Annotated in this window: 16 protein-coding genes; 4 read left to right on the top strand and 12 right to left on the bottom strand. The window is 66.3% G+C overall.

Annotation, left to right across the window (positions count from 1 at the left end):
• Window position 1: 1 nt before the first annotated feature.
• The 6 genes from TBD_RS06955 to nosZ all read right to left on the bottom strand — a co-directional run bounded on the left by TBD_RS06955 (window position 2) and on the right by nosZ (window position 8,267).
• A complete protein-coding gene (locus tag TBD_RS06955) occupies window positions 2-523 on the bottom strand; it encodes a nitrous oxide reductase accessory protein NosL (protein ID WP_011311906.1) in 522 nt (173 codons plus the stop codon).
• On the bottom strand, window positions 520-1,335 hold the full coding sequence (locus tag TBD_RS06950; RefSeq protein WP_011311905.1) for an ABC transporter permease: 816 nt from the start codon (window positions 1,333-1,335) through the stop codon (window positions 520-522). The genes TBD_RS06955 and TBD_RS06950 overlap by 4 nt, the downstream gene beginning before the upstream one ends.
• An 11-nt stretch (window positions 1,336-1,346) precedes the next feature.
• Entirely contained in the window at window positions 1,347-2,303 is a 957-nt protein-coding gene (locus TBD_RS06945) for an ABC transporter ATP-binding protein (protein WP_011311904.1), read from the bottom strand.
• Complete coding sequence (locus tag TBD_RS06940; protein WP_011311903.1) at window positions 2,275-3,543, bottom strand: nitrous oxide reductase family maturation protein NosD; 1,269 nt, start codon at window positions 3,541-3,543, stop codon at window positions 2,275-2,277. Before TBD_RS06940 ends, TBD_RS06945 begins: the two co-directional genes overlap by 29 nt.
• Window positions 3,531-6,185 (bottom strand): 4Fe-4S binding protein, encoded by a 2,655-nt coding sequence (locus TBD_RS06935; protein WP_011311902.1) that lies wholly within the window; start codon window positions 6,183-6,185, stop codon window positions 3,531-3,533. Before TBD_RS06935 ends, TBD_RS06940 begins: the two co-directional genes overlap by 13 nt.
• Window positions 6,186-6,326: 141 nt before the next feature.
• On the bottom strand, window positions 6,327-8,267 hold the full coding sequence (nosZ, locus tag TBD_RS06930; RefSeq protein WP_011311901.1) for a TAT-dependent nitrous-oxide reductase: 1,941 nt from the start codon (window positions 8,265-8,267) through the stop codon (window positions 6,327-6,329).
• Window positions 8,268-8,694: 427 nt separating this feature from the next.
• Here nosZ and TBD_RS06925 point away from each other — a divergent pair, with 427 nt between their 5' ends.
• Together TBD_RS06925 and TBD_RS06920 are read left to right on the top strand one after the other, a co-directional pair.
• Entirely contained in the window at window positions 8,695-9,144 is a 450-nt protein-coding gene (locus TBD_RS06925; protein WP_011311900.1) for a CBS domain-containing protein, read from the top strand.
• 319 nt (window positions 9,145-9,463) lie between these two features.
• Complete coding sequence (locus TBD_RS06920; protein WP_011311899.1) at window positions 9,464-10,051, top strand: DUF2231 domain-containing protein; 588 nt, start codon at window positions 9,464-9,466, stop codon at window positions 10,049-10,051.
• A gap of 41 nt (window positions 10,052-10,092) precedes the next feature.
• On the opposite strand, the gene hypE is transcribed toward TBD_RS06920, so the two are convergent.
• Genes hypE through TBD_RS06890 form a run of 6 tightly spaced genes read right to left on the bottom strand, consistent with a single transcriptional unit; the run spans window position 10,093 to window position 15,858 of the window.
• Entirely contained in the window at window positions 10,093-11,100 is a 1,008-nt protein-coding gene (gene hypE, locus TBD_RS06915) for a hydrogenase expression/formation protein HypE (RefSeq protein ID WP_011311898.1), read from the bottom strand.
• Complete coding sequence (gene hypF, locus TBD_RS06910; RefSeq protein ID WP_011311897.1) at window positions 11,097-13,358, bottom strand: carbamoyltransferase HypF; 2,262 nt, start codon at window positions 13,356-13,358, stop codon at window positions 11,097-11,099. The genes hypE and hypF overlap by 4 nt, the downstream gene beginning before the upstream one ends.
• Window positions 13,351-14,448, bottom strand: coding sequence for a hydrogenase formation protein HypD (gene hypD / locus TBD_RS06905; RefSeq protein WP_011311896.1), 1,098 nt, complete (start codon window positions 14,446-14,448; stop codon window positions 13,351-13,353). Before hypD ends, hypF begins: the two co-directional genes overlap by 8 nt.
• Complete coding sequence (hypB, locus tag TBD_RS06900) at window positions 14,448-15,254, bottom strand: hydrogenase nickel incorporation protein HypB (protein ID WP_011311895.1); 807 nt, start codon at window positions 15,252-15,254, stop codon at window positions 14,448-14,450. The genes hypD and hypB overlap by 1 nt, the downstream gene beginning before the upstream one ends.
• 12 nt (window positions 15,255-15,266) lie before the next feature.
• The gene (locus tag TBD_RS06895) at window positions 15,267-15,635 is read right to left on the bottom strand and encodes a hydrogenase maturation nickel metallochaperone HypA (RefSeq protein WP_041432481.1); all 369 of its coding nucleotides are present in this window, start codon (window positions 15,633-15,635) and stop codon (window positions 15,267-15,269) included.
• Window positions 15,628-15,858: a HypC/HybG/HupF family hydrogenase formation chaperone gene (locus TBD_RS06890; RefSeq protein WP_011311893.1), complete on the bottom strand. Its 231-nt coding sequence runs from the start codon at window positions 15,856-15,858 to the stop codon at window positions 15,628-15,630. Before TBD_RS06890 ends, TBD_RS06895 begins: the two co-directional genes overlap by 8 nt.
• A gap of 136 nt (window positions 15,859-15,994) precedes the next feature.
• Between TBD_RS06890 and TBD_RS06885 the strand changes: the two genes are divergently transcribed.
• Together TBD_RS06885 and TBD_RS06880 are read left to right on the top strand one after the other, a co-directional pair.
• The gene (locus TBD_RS06885) at window positions 15,995-16,465 is read left to right on the top strand and encodes a HyaD/HybD family hydrogenase maturation endopeptidase (RefSeq protein ID WP_011311892.1); all 471 of its coding nucleotides are present in this window, start codon (window positions 15,995-15,997) and stop codon (window positions 16,463-16,465) included.
• Window positions 16,455-16,865, top strand: a complete 411-nt coding sequence (locus tag TBD_RS06880; RefSeq protein WP_011311891.1) for a hydrogenase expression/formation protein — start codon at window positions 16,455-16,457, stop codon at window positions 16,863-16,865. Before TBD_RS06885 ends, TBD_RS06880 begins: the two co-directional genes overlap by 11 nt.
• Window positions 16,866-16,903: the final 38 nt, after the last annotated feature.

Genomic DNA, 16,903 nt, shown 5'->3' with positions numbered 1-16,903 from the left:
CTTACATGGTGCTGTCGTGGAGGGCGCCGCCGTCGAGCACGACCATATCGGGCGTGACGTCGGCGAAACGATAGACCTTGCCGCCGTATTGGGCCGCAAACTTGGTCGCGTCGCCTTCGGAGGCGAAGCTCGCCAGGGTCGGTCCCATCGAGCCGCGTCGTTTGCTGCCGTGGACGTAGTAGGCGGCCGTCGCGTCGATCCAGTTGTCGCGCGGCTCGTCCCAGTCGGCTTTCCCCATGTCCTGGACGAAAATGCCGCGCACCGGACGCACCTGCTCGGGTTTGAGGTAGACGTGGAACATCTCGACCGTGTCGCAGAAAAACTCGGGCTCGGTCTGTCCGGCGTAGAAGATCTGCGCCTTGGGGCCGGGGTAATCGGCGAGCAGCATGCCGTCGAGGCTGCAGGACGTGCCCTGCGTAATCTCGAGCGGAGCGACTTTCTCGGCTATCTTGTCCTGGCCGCAGGCGGCGAGGGCGCCGGCGGCCACGAGGATCAGGACGCCTGCGGGGCGCGACAGGTTCATCGACGGAATCTCCAGGTTGCGACGCCGAGCGGCGCGACGATCCAGCCCAGCATCACGAGGCCCAGAAGCCAGGGGTTGGCGAGCGCCGGGGGGAAGACCGTCGCGAGCCCGTAAAGGCTGCGGACGTCGGATAGCGAAAAAATGTTGAGGATACGGAAGACGTCGGCCGGATTGGCGAGCAGCAGGTAGGGCAGGATGTCGCCGCCCCACTGGCCGCCGCTGACGACGAGCGCGCCAAGCAGCAGCAGGTCGAACACGAGCACGAAGAAGAACCACAGGGCGATCGCCATGCCCGAAGCGCGCGTGCGGTCGGCGGCGAAGGCGGAGACCATGACCGCGAGACTCAGGAAGGCCATCCCGAGCAGGACCGAACTCAGCATGAAGCCGAAGTAGTGGAGCAGGGCGGCGAGATCGAGCTGGGTGGCGAGCACGATCGCGACCAGGCCGAAGCCGGCGACAGTCGAGAACGCGAGCGCGGCGGCAAGCCCGAGGTACTTGCCGAGCAGCAACTCCAGCCGGGTGATCGGCATCGACAACAACAGGTCGAGCGAACCGCGCTCACGCTCGCCGACGATCGCGTCGAAGCCGAGAACCAGCGCGATCAGCGGGATCAGGTAGATGACCAGACTGACCAGGCTCGCGATTGTGAACTCGATCGAGCGGAAGCCGACGGTGCCCTGCTGCGCACCGCCGAAATAGGCGATCGCGAGTGCGAAAACGGTGAACACGAGGGCGACGGCGAGGACCCACCGGTTGCGGATGCGGTCCCAGAATTCCTTGCCGGCGATGACCCCGATTTGGCTGAATTCCACGCGTCTGCCCTTTAGTCGGAAAAACCGAAGAATACGTCTTCGAGCGAGGGTTCGCGCACGTGCAGGTCGAGCACGCGGCCGTCGAGTGCCGCCAGCGCTTCGAGTACGGCCATCTTGCTTTCGCGCCGGCACTGGACGGCGACATGATCGCCGCGCGCGTCGACTGCGATGACCGGCAGATGGCCGAGCGCCGTGCGCACGGTGTCGAAGTGCTCGGCCGCGATGTGGATGTCGAACCAGAGCGGCAGGTCCATTTGCTCGCGCAGGGACTGGACGCTGCCGAGCGCCTGAATCTTGCCCGCAGCCATGATGGCGAGGCGGTCGACGCGCTCCTGGATCTCGGCCAGGATGTGCGACGTCAGGACCACGGTCACGCCCTCGGCGCGAAGCGCGCGCAGGATGCTGTAAAACTCGCGGATCGCTTCGGGGTCGAGGCCGGTCGTCGGCTCGTCGAGGAACAGGATCTGGGGCTTGCCGAGCAGGGCCTGGGCGAATCCGAGGCGCTGCCGCATGCCTTTGGAATATTCGCGCACGCGGCGCTTCGCCGCGGCGGCCAGGCCTACCCGCTCGAGCGCAGGCGCGCATTCGCGCAGCGCGGCGCCCTTGAGCCGGGAAAAGAACTGCAGCGTTTCGAGCCCGGTGAGGTTCTCGTAGAGCACGACGTTTTCCGGCAGATAGCCGATCTTGCGCCGCACCGCGCGAAAGCCGCTGCCCGATACCGAGGCGCCATCGATCAGGATCTCGCCCGAACTCAGCGGAATCAGGCCAAGCATCGTCTTGAACAGCGTGCTCTTGCCCGCGCCGTTGTGGCCGATCAGGCCGAACAACTCGCCGCGGCGGATTTCGAGATCGACGCCGTCGACGGCGTGGACGGCGCCGTAGTGTTTTCTAACCGCGCGGGCGACGACGACGTTGTCGTGCGCCGGGGTGGCGCGGGACTCAGCGTGCGCCGGGGAAATACTTGCCAAGCCAGATTCTCCAGTTTGTATGTCCGGGCTGCATGCGCGGGTGCGGATCGACGATGCTCGGCGCGCGCAGCAGCGGGAACTGCTGCCCGACCATGCGCAGCGTTTGCACCGCAGGGCTGGCGAGCAGCAGTTTCATCATCGGATGCTGCCACGACAACCGGTCGACGACGTCGTTGGCTTCGTAGCGCACATCACCGACGCCGTCGCCGTCGCGATCCCAGCCGAGGTAATTGCTCCAGTGGTTGCCCAGCTTCCCGCCCCAGACCGAGTCACGCGCCGCAACGTAGCGGACCTGCTCGCGGTTGGAGATGAAGTCGTTGCCCTCGACCGTGTTGTTGATCGAGCCCGCCCACAGGTGGACGCCGACGACGTTGTCGACGACGAGGTTACCACGCAGGACGTTGTATTCGGCGTCGTAGATGAAGAATCCGCGCGCGTTGCCCGCGACCACGTTGTTCTCGACGACGGCGTCCTGGATCGTGCGCAGCATGATCCCATGGTCGGAATTGCCCCAGGCGCGGTTGTTGCGCACGACCTGGTCGCGCACTTCCATGAGCGCGAGTCCGCCGCGGTTGCGCCAACTGTCGTTGTCCTCCCACAGGTTGTAGTAGGAGTTCATGTAGTGCGTACCGTAGCGGCTGTGATGCAGGCTGTTGCCGCGGAAGATAGCGCGGTGCGAGACGTCGACGTAGATCGCGTCGCGCACGAAGCCGATGCGGTTGCCGATGATGCGCGCGCCCGTCGTGTTGTAGAGCTGGATGCCGTTGCCGCGCTGGGGCGAGCGGTAGTCGCGCTTGCCGGTGATGAGATTGTTTTCGATGCGGACGTCGTTCGCTTTCTCGATCCACAAGCCGAAAAGGTTGTAGGTCAGGTCGCAGTTGCGCACGACCGCGCGATGCGCGCCCGGGTAGATGTAGACGCCGGCGTTCTGGTCGAGCAGGCTGTCGCCCGAGTCGCTGACGATCAGTCCGTCGATGACGACGTCCTCGGCGGTGACGCGGATCGTGTCGCCCTTGAGGCCGCCGCTGATTGTCGGCCGGCCGATGCCTTTGAGCGTCAGCGGCTTCTCGATCAGGAGGTTTTCCTCGTAGTGGCCGCGCTCGATCCGGATCACGTCGCCCGGGGCTGCGCGCGCGACCGCCTGCGCGATCGACTGGCCCGGGCTTACCGTGAGTTCGGCCGCCGTCGCGCCGGTGCTCAGCAGCCAGAGCAGGGCGGCGACGCGCGTCAGTAGAGCCATTCGAGTCCGGGTACGTCGCTCAGGTAGTCGAGTACGCCGGTCCCCTTCATGATCAGGAACAGCGTCGCCGCGATCAGCAGGTTCTTGAAGGTGACATAGGCCGCCATGTCGGCCCAAGAGGCCGGGCGCAGGTTGCGACCCCACCATGGGCCGTCCTTGACGTAGGGCTTGCAGCGCATGCGTACGACGAGTTCGTACACGCTCCAGGCGGACCACCAGCCGAGCACGATGCCAGGGCCGATCCTGCCGGCGGCGCCGAGCACCCACACCCAGGTCACGAGGATCGTGAGAGCGAAGGTCGTCGCCTGCAGCAGGATCGGCTGCTGGAACACCTTGCGGCTCCATGGGAACAGGTGGTCGAACACTTCCTGGCCGATCCACGCCGGCGCGCTCTGGCGCACGGCCGCAGCCGGCGCAACCGTCGCCGCCGCCGGCGTGATCGGGATGAAGTAGCCGTTCGCGCCGATCGGTGTCAGCGGTTCGCCCGCCTTGGTGCGCCGCTTGCGCTCCTGGGCGAGGGGCGGGCAGGCGTGGTCGTCGTAATACAACACCTGGCAATCGAGGCAGAGCAGACACTCGCGCTGGTCGATACGGCCCGAGGGGTCGATCGCCTGCGAGCCGCAGCCGACCGCGCAGGCCGCGCAGGGGCCGCATTCCTTCTTGCGCTTGAGCCCCCACCAGCGGAAGGTCGAAGGGACGGCGAGCGCGGCGCCGAGCGGGCACAGGTATTTGCAGAACGGGCGCTCGAAGAACATCGACGCGAGCAGCAGCAGCAGCCAGAAGGTCACGAAGGGCCAGGTACGGTTCCATACGCCGACCAGGAAGGTCGTCTTGAACGGCTCGACCTCGGCCATCTTCTCGGCCATCCCCATCGAATAGAAGGAGACCGCGAGCAGGACCGCGAAGACACCGTACTTGACCCATTTCAGCCGGTCGTGCCAGCGCTGCGGCAGCAGGTGGCGCTGGAAACGCTTGAGACCGAGTTTTCCGGAGAGTTTGTAGACGATCTCGGACAGCGAGCCGTAGGGGCACATCCAGCCGCAGAACATCCCGCGTCCCCAGAAGAACACGGTGACGATGATGAATATCCAGAACAGGAAAATGAACGGGTCCGACAGGAACAGCTCCCAGCGCCATTCGAACAGGATGGCGTGGAACCAGGTCAGCACCTGGGTGATCGACGGCACGGCGAGCAGGTAGAAGCCGACGAAGCCGATCGACGTGAGCCACAGCAGCAGCTTGGGGACGTCCTTCCAGCGGCGGTCCTTGTAGGTGGCGCGACGCACGAGCTTGTCGCGCAGCGCGTAGACGGTACCCGCCGCGGCGAGCCACAGCACGAACAGGATGACCTCGGTCTTGCGCGTTTTCCACACCGTCACCCAGGTCGCCTCGGGCTCGACGATCTCCGGGCGTCCGCCCTCGAGATGGCGGGCCGGCAGCCAGTATTTCTGGTTGAAGTTGGCGAAGGTGCGGACGCCGGTTTGCGGGTCCATCTTGTTGCCGAGGAATACGAGGTGCCAGGGGTAGGCTGCGCTGAAGGTCGGCGAACGGACGATGAAGATCGCCGATTCGCGGAAGCTCGGCGCCCCGTCGGCGCGGATCGCGTACAGATTGAGATAGTCGAGGTCGCGGAACGTGAACGTGTCCATGTCCTGCGCGACCTGGACGCGGTCGTAGATGCCGCCGCGCACGAAACCCGAGCCCTTGAACGATTCGATGCCGTTGGCGACGACGAAGATCGCATGTTCGCCGGGCTTCAAGCGTGACATCAGGCCTTCGTAGACGGCGTCGCCGAGGATGCTGCGGCCGACCCCGGGGGCATTGAGGTAGCCGAAGTACATGTCGATGTAAGGCTCGCGCGAGCGCGGCATGCCGACGTCGGCCGTCTCGACCCTCAGGTGCTCGACGCTGCCTTCGTCGACGAGCGTGTTCCAGTCGCGATTGCCTTCGGCCTGCTTGAATTTGGCCTGCGGCCGGATCGTCGGCTTGATGATGCCGACCTGCTTGGCGATCTGTACGCCGCTGCGCAGAACGACCTGGTTTTGCGCGATCACGGTGACGGTCGCACCGGTGATGGCATCGAGGCCGAGTACGCCCTGGTCCGGGCGACCCGCGCCGACTTCGATTTTGGAGCCGACGAACTTGCCGACGTATTGCTTGATGAACTTGGTGAGCTCCGACTCGGGAATGCCGAGGAGCAGGATGGGCTCGGAATGCCGCAGAACGCGCACGCCCGTGATCGTGCCCTTGGTGTCCATGCCGATCAGCGTGACGACGGGTTTGCCGGAGTAGGCGGGGATGTCGACGATGTCGGTCGAGAGGAACACATAGCCGATGAGCTTGCGTCCGTTCTCGTCAGCGGACGCCTTCGCGCCGTCGGTTTCCGGCGCGTCGTCGCTGTCGGACGTGTTTGCATAGGCCTCGACGTAAGCGGGCTTGCCCATGCGTTTGGAAAAGCTGTCCGCGCCGGGGATCACATCCTTGCACGGGACGTAGGCGCAGAGATCGGGGTCGGTCGACAATTGGACCGGAAGCGGGGCTTCGTAGGTGGCGCCGGATTCGGCCGCCGTGGCCAGGCCACTGGCGCAGCAAAGGAGGACCGACGCGAAGAGACGGGAGGCAAAAGCGGAAAAGTATTTCATTACGAATCCCGTAGGCCGGCACGGCGAAGCCGCTGACCTGATTGTTGCCTTGCGCGTGCCGCACGCTGCTGCAGGACAACACGGCCGTACAAGGATGAAGCTGACCCTCCTGCCAGTCGGCAGGAGGGGGTAGTGCAGGTTTTACGCCTCAACGATCATGCGCGTGCGCATTTCCAGGTGCAGCGCATGGCAGAAGTTGGTGCAGTAGCACCAGTACACGCCGGGCTTGTCCGCGACGAACGTGACCGACTGCGTCTGCTGCGGGTTGACGATGAAGTTGATATCGTACTTCGGAATCGCCAGCGCGTGCGTGAGGTCTTCCACCTTGTCGTGGTTGGTCAGGATGATCGTGACCTCGTCGCCCTTCTTGACCTTGAATTCACGCAGGCTGAACGCGGGCGCCTGGCTGATCAGCTTGACCGTCACCTTCTTGCCGTTCCGGAACACGCCCGAATCCTTGGGGTCCTTCACGGCCAGCGGGAACTCGTCCATGTCGTAGACCTGGCGCGTCTTGATGATGTCGCGGCGGACGATGATCGAGTCGTGCGGCTCGGAATAGACCGAGTGGTCCGCGACCAGCTTCATCTTGTCTCCGCTGATGTCGATCATCTGCGCGGTCTCGGCGTGGAGCGGGCCCACGGGCAGGAAGCGGTCCTTCGAGAACTTGTTGTCGGAGATGAAGTACTTGCCGTCCGATTCCTTGGTCTCGCCCATCGAGGTGAAGCCGTGCCCCGGCTGGTAGTGCACGTCGATCCGGTCGAGAACGACTTTCGCAGTCTTGTCGCCCTTAAACGATTTGATCGCCGCTTCGACATTCCACTTCACGATCTGGCTGTCGAGGAACAGCGTGGTGTAGGCGTTGCCCTTGTTGTCGAAGCCCGTGTGGAGCGGGCCGAGGCCGATTTCGGCTTCGGCGACGACTGCATCGCGCGGCTTGGCCAACGCGCCGTCGAACCATTTCAGCACGAGGGCGTGTTCGATCACGGTCGCGGTCGGCGAGAGCTTGCCCGAGCAGGCGTAGTACTTGCCGTCGGGGCTGATGTTCACGCCGTGCGGGTTCTTCGAGACCGGAACGTAGCAGGTCAGTGCGGTCTTCGGGTCGGCGTTCGCAGCGCGCGTGCCGTCGACGACCGGAACCTTGGAACCGGCGATATAGGTAACCTTGCCGGCCTTGACGGCTTCTTCGATACGGGCGATGTTGAAGAACAGGCAGGCGTCCATTTCGGCCGACATCATGTCTTCGTAGCGCGCACCGTTCTCGGTGTTGTACTGGTTGGTCGCGGCAAGTTTGCCGTCGTAGGAGCTTGCCACCAGATCGCAGTTGCCGTCGATCAGCACCTGCCAGCGCATTTCCATGCTCTCGGCGTCGACGCAGCTGAACACGGACTTGTACTTGCTGACGTCTTCGAGGTCGCGACCGTCGTTGGGCAGCGGGATGCCGAATTCACCGCCGCAGAACACGCGCGTGGTGTGGTTGATGCTGGCGTCGACCGGGTCACGCTTGTCGGTGAAGGTGCCGTGGAAGCCCTGGACATTAGGCAGTTCGATGATCTTGTCGCATTCCATGGTGTCCATGCGAATGCGTGCCAGGCGGCCGTGAATCTTGTCGTTCACGAACATATACTTGCCGTCGTAGGTGCCGTCGCGATACGACTGGTGCACGTGGTGGGTGTCGCCCGTCGTGTATTTCGGCGTGCCGTTGGGCTTGGTGCCGAGGATCGCCTTGGATTCGTTGGTCACGCCCCAGCCGACCAGACAGTCCATGTTGAAGACCGGAATACGCTTGAGCTCGCGGCCGGAGGGCAGACCGTAGATGCGCACTTCGCCGGAGTGGCCGCCGCTCGAGAACGAGTAGTACTCGTCGAGCTGGCCGGGCGGGACTTCGTACTTGCCGTGCGCGGGTGCTGCGCCGGCCTTCTCGCCGCCCGAGGTCGCTGCAGGCACGGTGTCCTTGTTGCAGGCAGACAGGCCGACCGAGAGGCCCGCGCCGGACAGACCGACGAGCGCTGCGGTATTCAGGAATTTGCGGCGCCCCAGGTCAGGCTGGGCGTCGAGGGATTTCGTGTTGTCGTCCTGTGTCATTCTTACCGGCTCCATGTAAAAAAAAAACAGCTAATGTCTAGGGGGAAGAGGTGGGGCCGATCTCCACGAGCGTCCCCCACTTGTCTGCGCCTGCGACATTCCGTCGCACACTCACTTTACCAAAAAAAAGATATCAAACTCGTTTGATTTGTAAAAAAAACGGCAGAGCGCCTACATCTTTATTGCCGGCGATACGTCGGGCGCCCGTATAAGACGCTTAAGTCCTTGTCGCAAAAGGGGGGACGACGCGCGCTTGCCCATGGTCAGGCGACCCTTGGTATATTGGAGGTACTCCATTTGGGGTAGGGGATTGCGGCAAAGACGCAACATCTGGGGGCGCGCGCCGAGGGAGATACGTCCCCAAGTCGCCTTGCTTTTTCGCGGCCGCGCTCTTCAATACACGGAAAGGTGCGTGAGGGAAGGCCCCATGCCGATAGGAGAGATCTGCAATCGCGAGGTCGTCGTCGCCGACACGTCGCTTTCCGTGACCGAAGCGGCGGGCCTGATGCGCACCCACCACGTCGGCGACCTGGTCATCGTCGAAGACCGCGGGGGTCGGCGTCATCCGGTCGGCATCCTCACGGACCGCGACATCGCGGTCGAGGTCGTCGCCGCGGGGGTGAATCCCGAGGCGCTCACGGCCGGCGACATCATGGCGGCAGAGCTCGCGACCCTGGGCGAGAGCGAGGGCCTCTACGAGGCGCTGCGCTACATGCGCGACAAGGGCGTCCGGCGCATGCCCGTCGTCGATGGGGATGGCGCTCTCGTCGGCATCCTCACGCTCGACGACCTTCTCACGCTGTTCGCCGAAGAACTCACGAACGTCGCGAAGCTGCTGTCGCGCGAGCGCCAGCACGAAACCGACGTCCGCCGATGACGCAAGCCACCGGCCCGGCCGCATCGCGTCAGCGCCGCCCGGGGGCGCACACACGACCTCGCGGCCCGTCTTCGCGTGGGACAACGCCCCGCGTGCCGGCGCGCACGAAGCGAGGCCCTAAAGACTGAGGCCGGTCGCCGCGCGAAAGGCGCGGCGACATCGGGCCGGGCTAGGGTGGGCCGAACGCCTGGGCCGGCGCGGCTTCCGCTCAAGTGCTGTCCGTGCGGTTGCATGTTCATGCCCGCGTCCTATTCTTCCATCCTGTTCTCCACCGCCGGCATGCGCTGGCGTCCCGGTCAAAGCGTAAAGGAGGTGTGCGATGGCGCTTTATCATCCCGATATCCCAAGCACGGCCCAGGTCGCGGGGCACCCGATCCACCCCATGCTCGTTCCGTTCCCGATCGCCTTTCTGGTCACTGCACTGATCACGGACCTGACCTATCTCAATACCGAGGATCCATTCTGGGCGCTGGCTTCGCTGTGGCTGCTGCGCGCGGGCCTCGTGATGGGCATCCTCGCGGCCGTGTTCGGTCTGGTCGACTTCTATTCGCGGCGCACGATCCGCGACCACAAGATCGCCTGGTACCACTTCATCGGCAACGCGACGGTACTGATCCTTGCATGGGTCAACGTCTCGATGCGCAACGAGGCGCCAATCGACGGCCTCACCCCCGCCGGGATCACGCTTTCGGCCGTGGTCGCCGGCATTTTGCTCGTCACGGCCTGGCTTGGCGGCGAGATGGCCTACCGACATCACATCGGCGCGGTTCCCGCCGCGCGCGAATCGGTGACCGTCGAACGAACGCCGCCGGGGGCGCGGCCGTCGACGATGGCGTCGAGCTACGTCCCGGCCGGGCACGAACGTCGCACCGGACCGGGAGACCGCCGCAACCACGTCGCCGCCTGAACGGCGGGAGTGGGCACGTACGTTTGCATATGTCCGGGCGTTCAGCAGATGCGCGGTAACGGATCGTCTTCCAGTTCGTCGATCACGCGGCGCCCGCCGAGCTCGGTCTCGAGGATCACGCGGGCGCCCGCTTCATCGATGCGACCGATGATCGCGGCGTCCTCCCCGCCCCGCACGGCGCGCCAACGCTCGAGCAGTTCGCCGGCGGCAGACGCGTCCGTCACGGCGACGATACGTCCCTCGCACGCCAGATAGTAAGGGTCATAGCCGAGCATTTCGCACACCGACACGACTTCGGGCCGCAAAGGTACGCTCGCCTGCGTGAGCACGACCGTGTGCCCGGTGGCGCGGGCGATTTCATGGCAAACGGTTGCCAACCCACCGCGGGTCGGGTCGCGCATGAACCTGAGACCGGGCAGCTCCCACACCGCCCGGGCAAGCGGAAGCACCGACGCACAGTCCGAGCGCAATTCCCCCGAGAGCCCGAATTGTTCGCGCGCGAGCATGACCGCGATGCCATGGTCGCCGACCGGCCCCGACACGAGCACCGCGTCGCCGGCCTGGACGCGCCGCAGATCGAGCGTCGCCGCGCGTTTCACGCCGATCCCCGCGACCGAGAGATACAGCCCGCCGCCTTCACCGCGCCTGACCACCTTGGTGTCGCCCGCGACGACTGCGACGCCGGCGGCGCGCGCAGCGTCGGCAAGACTCGCGATGAGCCGCTCCAGCGTGGGCAGTTCCAGTCCTTCCTCGATCAATGCCGACAGAGTCAGGTAGCGCGGCTCGGCACCGGCGACCGCGAGGTCGTTGACGACGCCGTGCACGGCCAGCGAGCCGAGATCGCCGCCCGGAAATTCGAGCGGCTGCACGGTGAACCCGTCGGTCGTGACCATGATCTCGCCGTCGAGCCGCGGCAGCGCGACGGCGTCGGCATCGGTATCGAGCAGCGGATTGCCGAGGTGGCGCGCGAATATGCCGGCGATCAGCTCGCGCATGAGGCGCCCCCCGTTGCCGTGTGCGAGGAGGATGCGAGCGGTCTCTTCGTTCATGTCTTGGTGTGTTGTCGGTATAGGAACTCGATGACCTGGCCGAAGCTCAGGCCGGCGTCGTTCATCGGTACGCGCTGCGGCAGGCGGACCGAAAATCCCGCCGCCGCGAGGGCCAGCGCCGCGGTCTCGGTGAGCAGCCGGTTCTGGAAAACGCCGCCGGTCAGGCCGACGGTGCGGATGCCGGTATCGCCGCGCAGCTGCTTCGCCTGCGCGACCAGTGCTTCGGCGAGGCTCAGGTGGAAGCGGGCAGCGCGGCGCGAGGCCGGCTGGGTCGCGTCGGCAAGCATAGGCAGCAACGGGGCCCAGTCGCTGCGCCAGACGCCTTGGGCGTCGGCGGCGAGCGGCAGCGTGAGCGCCGCGGCGTCGATGCACGTGCCGTCGGGTGCGATATCGCTTGCGCACGCTTCGATACGCATCGGCGCCTCGCCCTCGAAGCTCGCCTCGGTACAGATTCCGCAGAGCGCTGCCGCCGCGTCGAGGAGCCGGCCGACCGACGAGCTGCCCGGGCTGTTGAGCCGCGCCGCCCACGCCTGGTGCAGGGCGGGTGGCGCGAAGGCCGCCGGCGCGCCAGTTTCCCAGAGCAGTGCCGCCGCCGCGCGCCAGGGTTCACGTCCGGCCTTGTCCCCGCCGGGGAGCCGGAACGGGCGCCAGGAGGCGGCGCGCCGCCAGCGCCCGGGCGCGCCGGCGAAGGCTTCGCCGCCCCACAGGCTCATGTCTTCGCCCAATCCGACCCCATCCCAGGCGAAGACGATCCACTCCGAAATATCCTCAAACTCGGCCGCGAGCGCGGAGGCGTGCGCGTGGTGATGCCAGACCGCAGCGAGAGGCAGGCCACTGTCGCGCGCGAAGCGGCGGTAGCCGAAGCCGGGGTGATGATCGACAAGCAGCGTCGCGGCGCGAACCTGATACAGGTCTTGCAGATCGGCGGCGACCCGGGCGAGCGTGTCCAGACTGCGTGCGCTGTCGAGTTCTCCGATGTGCGGCGAGACGACCGCGCGCGTTCCCCAGGCGAGGCAGACCGTGTTTTTCATGTGGCTGCCGAGCGCGAGAACGGGCTGCGCGAGTGCGGCGGGCAGTTCGAGTTCGAGCGGTGCGAGGCCGCGGCCGAGGCGCAAGGGCCGTGGCGCGCCGGCGATTCGGCGGTAGACCGGGTCGTCGGCGGGGCGCACGATCGGCCGGTCGTGATGCAGGAAGGCGTCGGCGAGATGCCTCAGCCGCGCCTGTGCCTCGGCATTGGCGGTCAGCACCGGTTCGCCCGAAAGGTTGCCGGAGCTTGCGACGAGCGGTCCGCCGAAATCGTGCAGCAGGAGATCGTGCAGGGGCGAGTAGGGGAGCATGCAGCCGATTTCGCCGAGGCCCGGCGCAATGGCAGCTGAAAGCGGGTTTGTGTTGCGCTTCCGCAGCAGCACGATCGGCCGCGCGGGCGAGCTCAGCAGCGCCGCGTCGTCCGTGTCGAAATGGACCGCGTCGCGCAGGCTGTCGAGGTCGCGAAACATCACGGCGAGCGGTTTGGCCGGCCGCGGCTTGCGCGCACGGAGTGCGGCGACGGCCGGGTCGTTGCGCGCGTCGCACATCAGGTGGTAGCCGCCGACGCCTTTCACCGCAACGATTTTTCCTGCGCGCAGCTGGGCCACGGCGGCTGCCAGTGCCGTCTCGTCACCGCTGAGGGTCTTGTCGCCCGACACGAATTGCAGATGCGGCCCGCACACCGGGCACGCGATTGGCTCGGCATGGAAACGGCGGTCGCCCGCGTCCTCGTATTCGCGCCGGCACGCCGCGCACAGCGTGAAACCGCGCATCGCGGTCATTGGCCGGTCGTAGGGCAGGCCGGTGATGAGCGTGTAGCGCGGGCCGCACTGCGTGCAGTTGATGAAGGGGTAGCGGTAGCGGCGGTTGGCCGGATCGTGCAGTTCGTTGAGGCAGTCGGCGCAGACGAAACCGTCTGCCGGAAGATGGACGTCGGCTTCGCTCGCCGCCGTGCTGTCGAGAATCGAGAAGCCGCGAAGCCGGGTGGACGCGCACGGCCGGATCGCTAGCGGGCCGGGCGCCGACAGCGGCGGCGCCTCGTTCAGCAGCGTGTCGACGAAACCTTGCAACTGCGCGCGTTCGCCTTCGACGTGAATTTCCACCGATCCGTTAGCGTTGCGCACCCATCCTGCAAGCGCGTGCGCGCGCGCGGCGCGGTAGACGAAAGGCCGAAAGCCGACCCCCTGCACGCGCCCGCCGATCGTGATGAATTGCGCGATGCGCTCAGGCATCGGCCGCGACGCGCACGCCACCGGCCCACCAGATGCGGCAGGCGCCTTCGTCCGAGACCATGCACGGTCCCACCGGCTTGCGCGGCGTGCAGGCCTTGCCGTAGATGCGGCACTGGTTGGGATAGATCTTGCCGAGAACGACTTGCGCGCAGTCGCATCCGGGCGGCATTTCGCCGGCGCGCCAGCGCGCCGGATCGGTGTGGTCGTCGAACAGGACGCGTGCGTCGTGCTGCGCGAGGCCCGGTTTGAGTGCGTATCCCGAGCGAGCGATCACGCCGATGCCGCGCCAGTTCGCGTCGACCACGTCGAACGCGCGGGCCATCATTCGACGCGCCGTTGGATTCCCGTCCGGGTGCGCGACTTCGCGGTAGCAGTTGTCGAGAAAGCGTTCACCGCTCTCGAGCTGGCGCAGCACCGAATAGAAGGAGGCGAGCAGCGAGGCCGTGCCGAACCCGGCGACCGCGGCGGGGATCTCGTGGCGTTGGACGACGAAGTTCCATTCCTCGGGCCCCATCACGGTCGACACGTGGCCGGGGGCGATCAGCGCGTCGAAGCCGGGGCTGCCCGAGTCGAGCAGCATCGCGACCGCGGGCCAGGTCAGGCGCCCGGACAGCAGAATGCTCAGATTGTCGGGAACGCCTTCGGCCAGCATGGCGGCGGTCGGCGCGGTCGTCGTTTCGAAGCCCGCGGCGAAGAACACCACGGGCCGCGTCGGGTTTTCGGCTGCGATCCTGCGGGCGTCGAGCGGGCTCGCGATCGGCCGCACGTCCGCCCCCGCGGCCTGCGCCTCGGCCAGTGATCGAATTTCGCCTTTCTTGACGTTGACCGGTACCCGCAGCATGTCGCCGTAGGCGACGAGAATGACCCTGTCCTGCAGCGCGAGCTGGATCGCCTGGTAGACGTCTTCTTCGGGGCACACGCAGACCGGGCAGCCGGGTCCGGGCACGAGCTCGAGCCAGTCCGGCAGCGCGCCGCGCAGTCCGGCATGGGTGATCGAGCGCTCGTGCCCGCCGCATACGTTCATGATCTTGACCTTGCGGTCGAACGCGAGCGCGTGGACTTTCTCGAGCCAGATCCGTGCTTCGTCCATCACGCCTCCGTGTGGTGGTAGCGCGCGCCGTCGGGCTGGATCGCCGGCCGCCTGGACTGCCCCGCGGCGACGCGCGCAAGCTGCTGCGCCAGCTGCACGCGGATCCAGTCGAGCCACGGGCCCATTCCGGCATCCTTGCGCGCCGACAGATGTAGCACCGGCGCCGGATTCGCGAGATTGCGCAGATGCGCTTCGGCGCGGTCAAGGTCGAAATCGTCGAGCACCGGCAACAGATCGGTCTTGGTCAAAAGCAGCGCATCGGCCGCACGGAACATCACCGGATACTTCGCCGGTTTGTCGTCGCCCTCGGTGACCGAGAGCAGCGTGACGTTGAGATGCTGGCCGAGGTCGAAGCTTGCGGGGCAGACGAGATTGCCCACGTTTTCGATGAACAGGATGTCGACGCCGTCGAGCTTCATCTCATGCAGTGCGTCGTGCACGAGATGCGCGTCGAGGTGGCAGGCCGTCCCGGTGACGATCTGGTGGGCCTGCACCCCTTTGGCACGGATGCGCTCGGCGTCGTTCTCGGTTTCGAGGTCGCCCTCGATCACCGCGCAGGTGAATTCACCCTTCAGCGCCGTAAGCGTCGCTTCGAGCAGCGCTGTCTTGCCCGAGCCCGGCGAAGACATCAGGTTGAGCGCGAGGATGCCGCGCCGGTCGAAGTGCGCGCGATTGTGTCCGGCCTGGTCGTCGTTCTTCGCGAGCAGGCCCTTGAGGACGGAAACCGCGGTCGCGCCGCGGGCGACCGGCTTGTAGGCAAGATGCCTGTTGCCCGGGGTGAGGTTGCAGCCGCAGGTGTCGCACATTTTTCGGGGGGCTCAGGATGCAGGGGACGGGGAAGCGGCGGTTTCGAGTTCGACGCTTTCGAGCAGCAATTCGTCTCCGGAGACGATGCGGGTATGCCAGTCCCCGCATTCGGCGCACAGCAGCCGGTTCATCGCCGCTTCGCTTTCCGCGCCGCAGCGCTCGCACAGCACCCGGACCGGGGCCTTGACGAGGGCGAGTTCCGCGTGCTCCATGCGGCTGCCGGCGGCGGCGAGCGGAAAGGCATGCGCCAGCAGCTCGGGCACGACACCGGCCAAGGGCCCGACGCGCACGCGAATGAGGCTCGCCCGGAGCGCGTGATGCGTGCGAATCACCGCTTCGACCTGCTCGACCAGCGCCTGCGCGATCGACAGCTCATGCACCGTTTTCCTCCAGGATCTGGTCGAGCAATTCCCACGCGCTGCGCGCATCGGCTTCGGTGACCTTCTGGATCGCGTAGCCCACATGCACCATGACGAAGTCGCCCACCTCGGGCGGCGCATCCTGCATCATGAACAGGCTGACGTCGCGCCACACGCCTTTCGCTGCGCAGCGCGCCGTAAAACCGTCGATCGACTCGATCTGCATCGGAATGGCAAGGCACATGGTGGACCCCGGAACCGCACTGCCCGCAGTATAGGGGGATTTGCCCGGCGGGGCCCAGGACGTAGGGGAGCGTGCCGCCGACCAATGATTGGCGACGATTGCGCTCCGCATAAGCTCTGGTAGATTGAAAGAGACAATGAAAACGCTCGTGCTCGGCATCGGCAACACATTGCTTACCGACGAAGGCGTCGGCGTCCACCTGCTCGACGTCCTTCGCCCCATGCTCGGCGACCTGCACGGCGTCACGCTGCTCGACGGCGGCACGCTGTCGTTCACACTTGCCGCGTCGATTGAGGATGCCGACGCGCTGATCGTCGTCGACGCGGCCGAGCTGAAACGCCGCCCGGGCGAATGGGCGGTGCTGGAAGGGGAGGAGATGGACCGGTTCCTGATAGGCGCGCGCAAAGCTTCGGTGCACGAAGTGGGCCTCGCCGACCTGCGCACCATCGCGCTCCTTGCGGGCCACTGGCCGGAACGACGTGCGCTGCTCGCGATCCAGCCCGCGGTCATCGACTGGGGCGAATTCCCCACGGCCCCGGTCGCGGCCGCCATGCCGCCCGCATGCGCGGCGATCGCGCACCTGATCCGGGGCTGGCATGACGCGTGAAATCATCCCGATCCTCCCCGAGGCGCCCGTCGAAACGGCGCGCTCGGGCAACGCGCTACCGCTCCTGCGCGAAATCGCCGAACATCTGCACCACCTGCTCGAGACCGGCGAAGCGTCCACGATCGACCTGTCGGCACTCCCGCTCACGCCGGGGGACCTCGAATGGCTGCGCGCCGAACTGGGCGGGGGCGAAGTGTCGGTCACCCTGCACGCGGACGGCGCGTCGACGCTCGACGAGACGGCCTTTCCCGGGGTCTGGTGGATCATCCATCGCAACGCCCAGGGCGCCGTGACGACGCAGTTCATCGAAGTGGCCTTCGTCCCCGAACTCGTCAAATCGCCGCGCGCGGACGTCGCAGCGGCCCGCGCGGCCCTTGTCTTGCGGATGGCGGACCTCTAAGGTGAAGGAGCCGCCAAAGCCTCGGCTCAGGAGACACG

Source organism: Thiobacillus denitrificans ATCC 25259 (assembly GCF_000012745.1).
Taxonomy (GTDB): Bacteria; Pseudomonadota; Gammaproteobacteria; order Burkholderiales; family Thiobacillaceae; genus Thiobacillus; species Thiobacillus denitrificans_B.
Note: the sequence above shows the minus strand (reverse complement) of the source record. Positions and strands in the feature narration are given on the sequence as shown.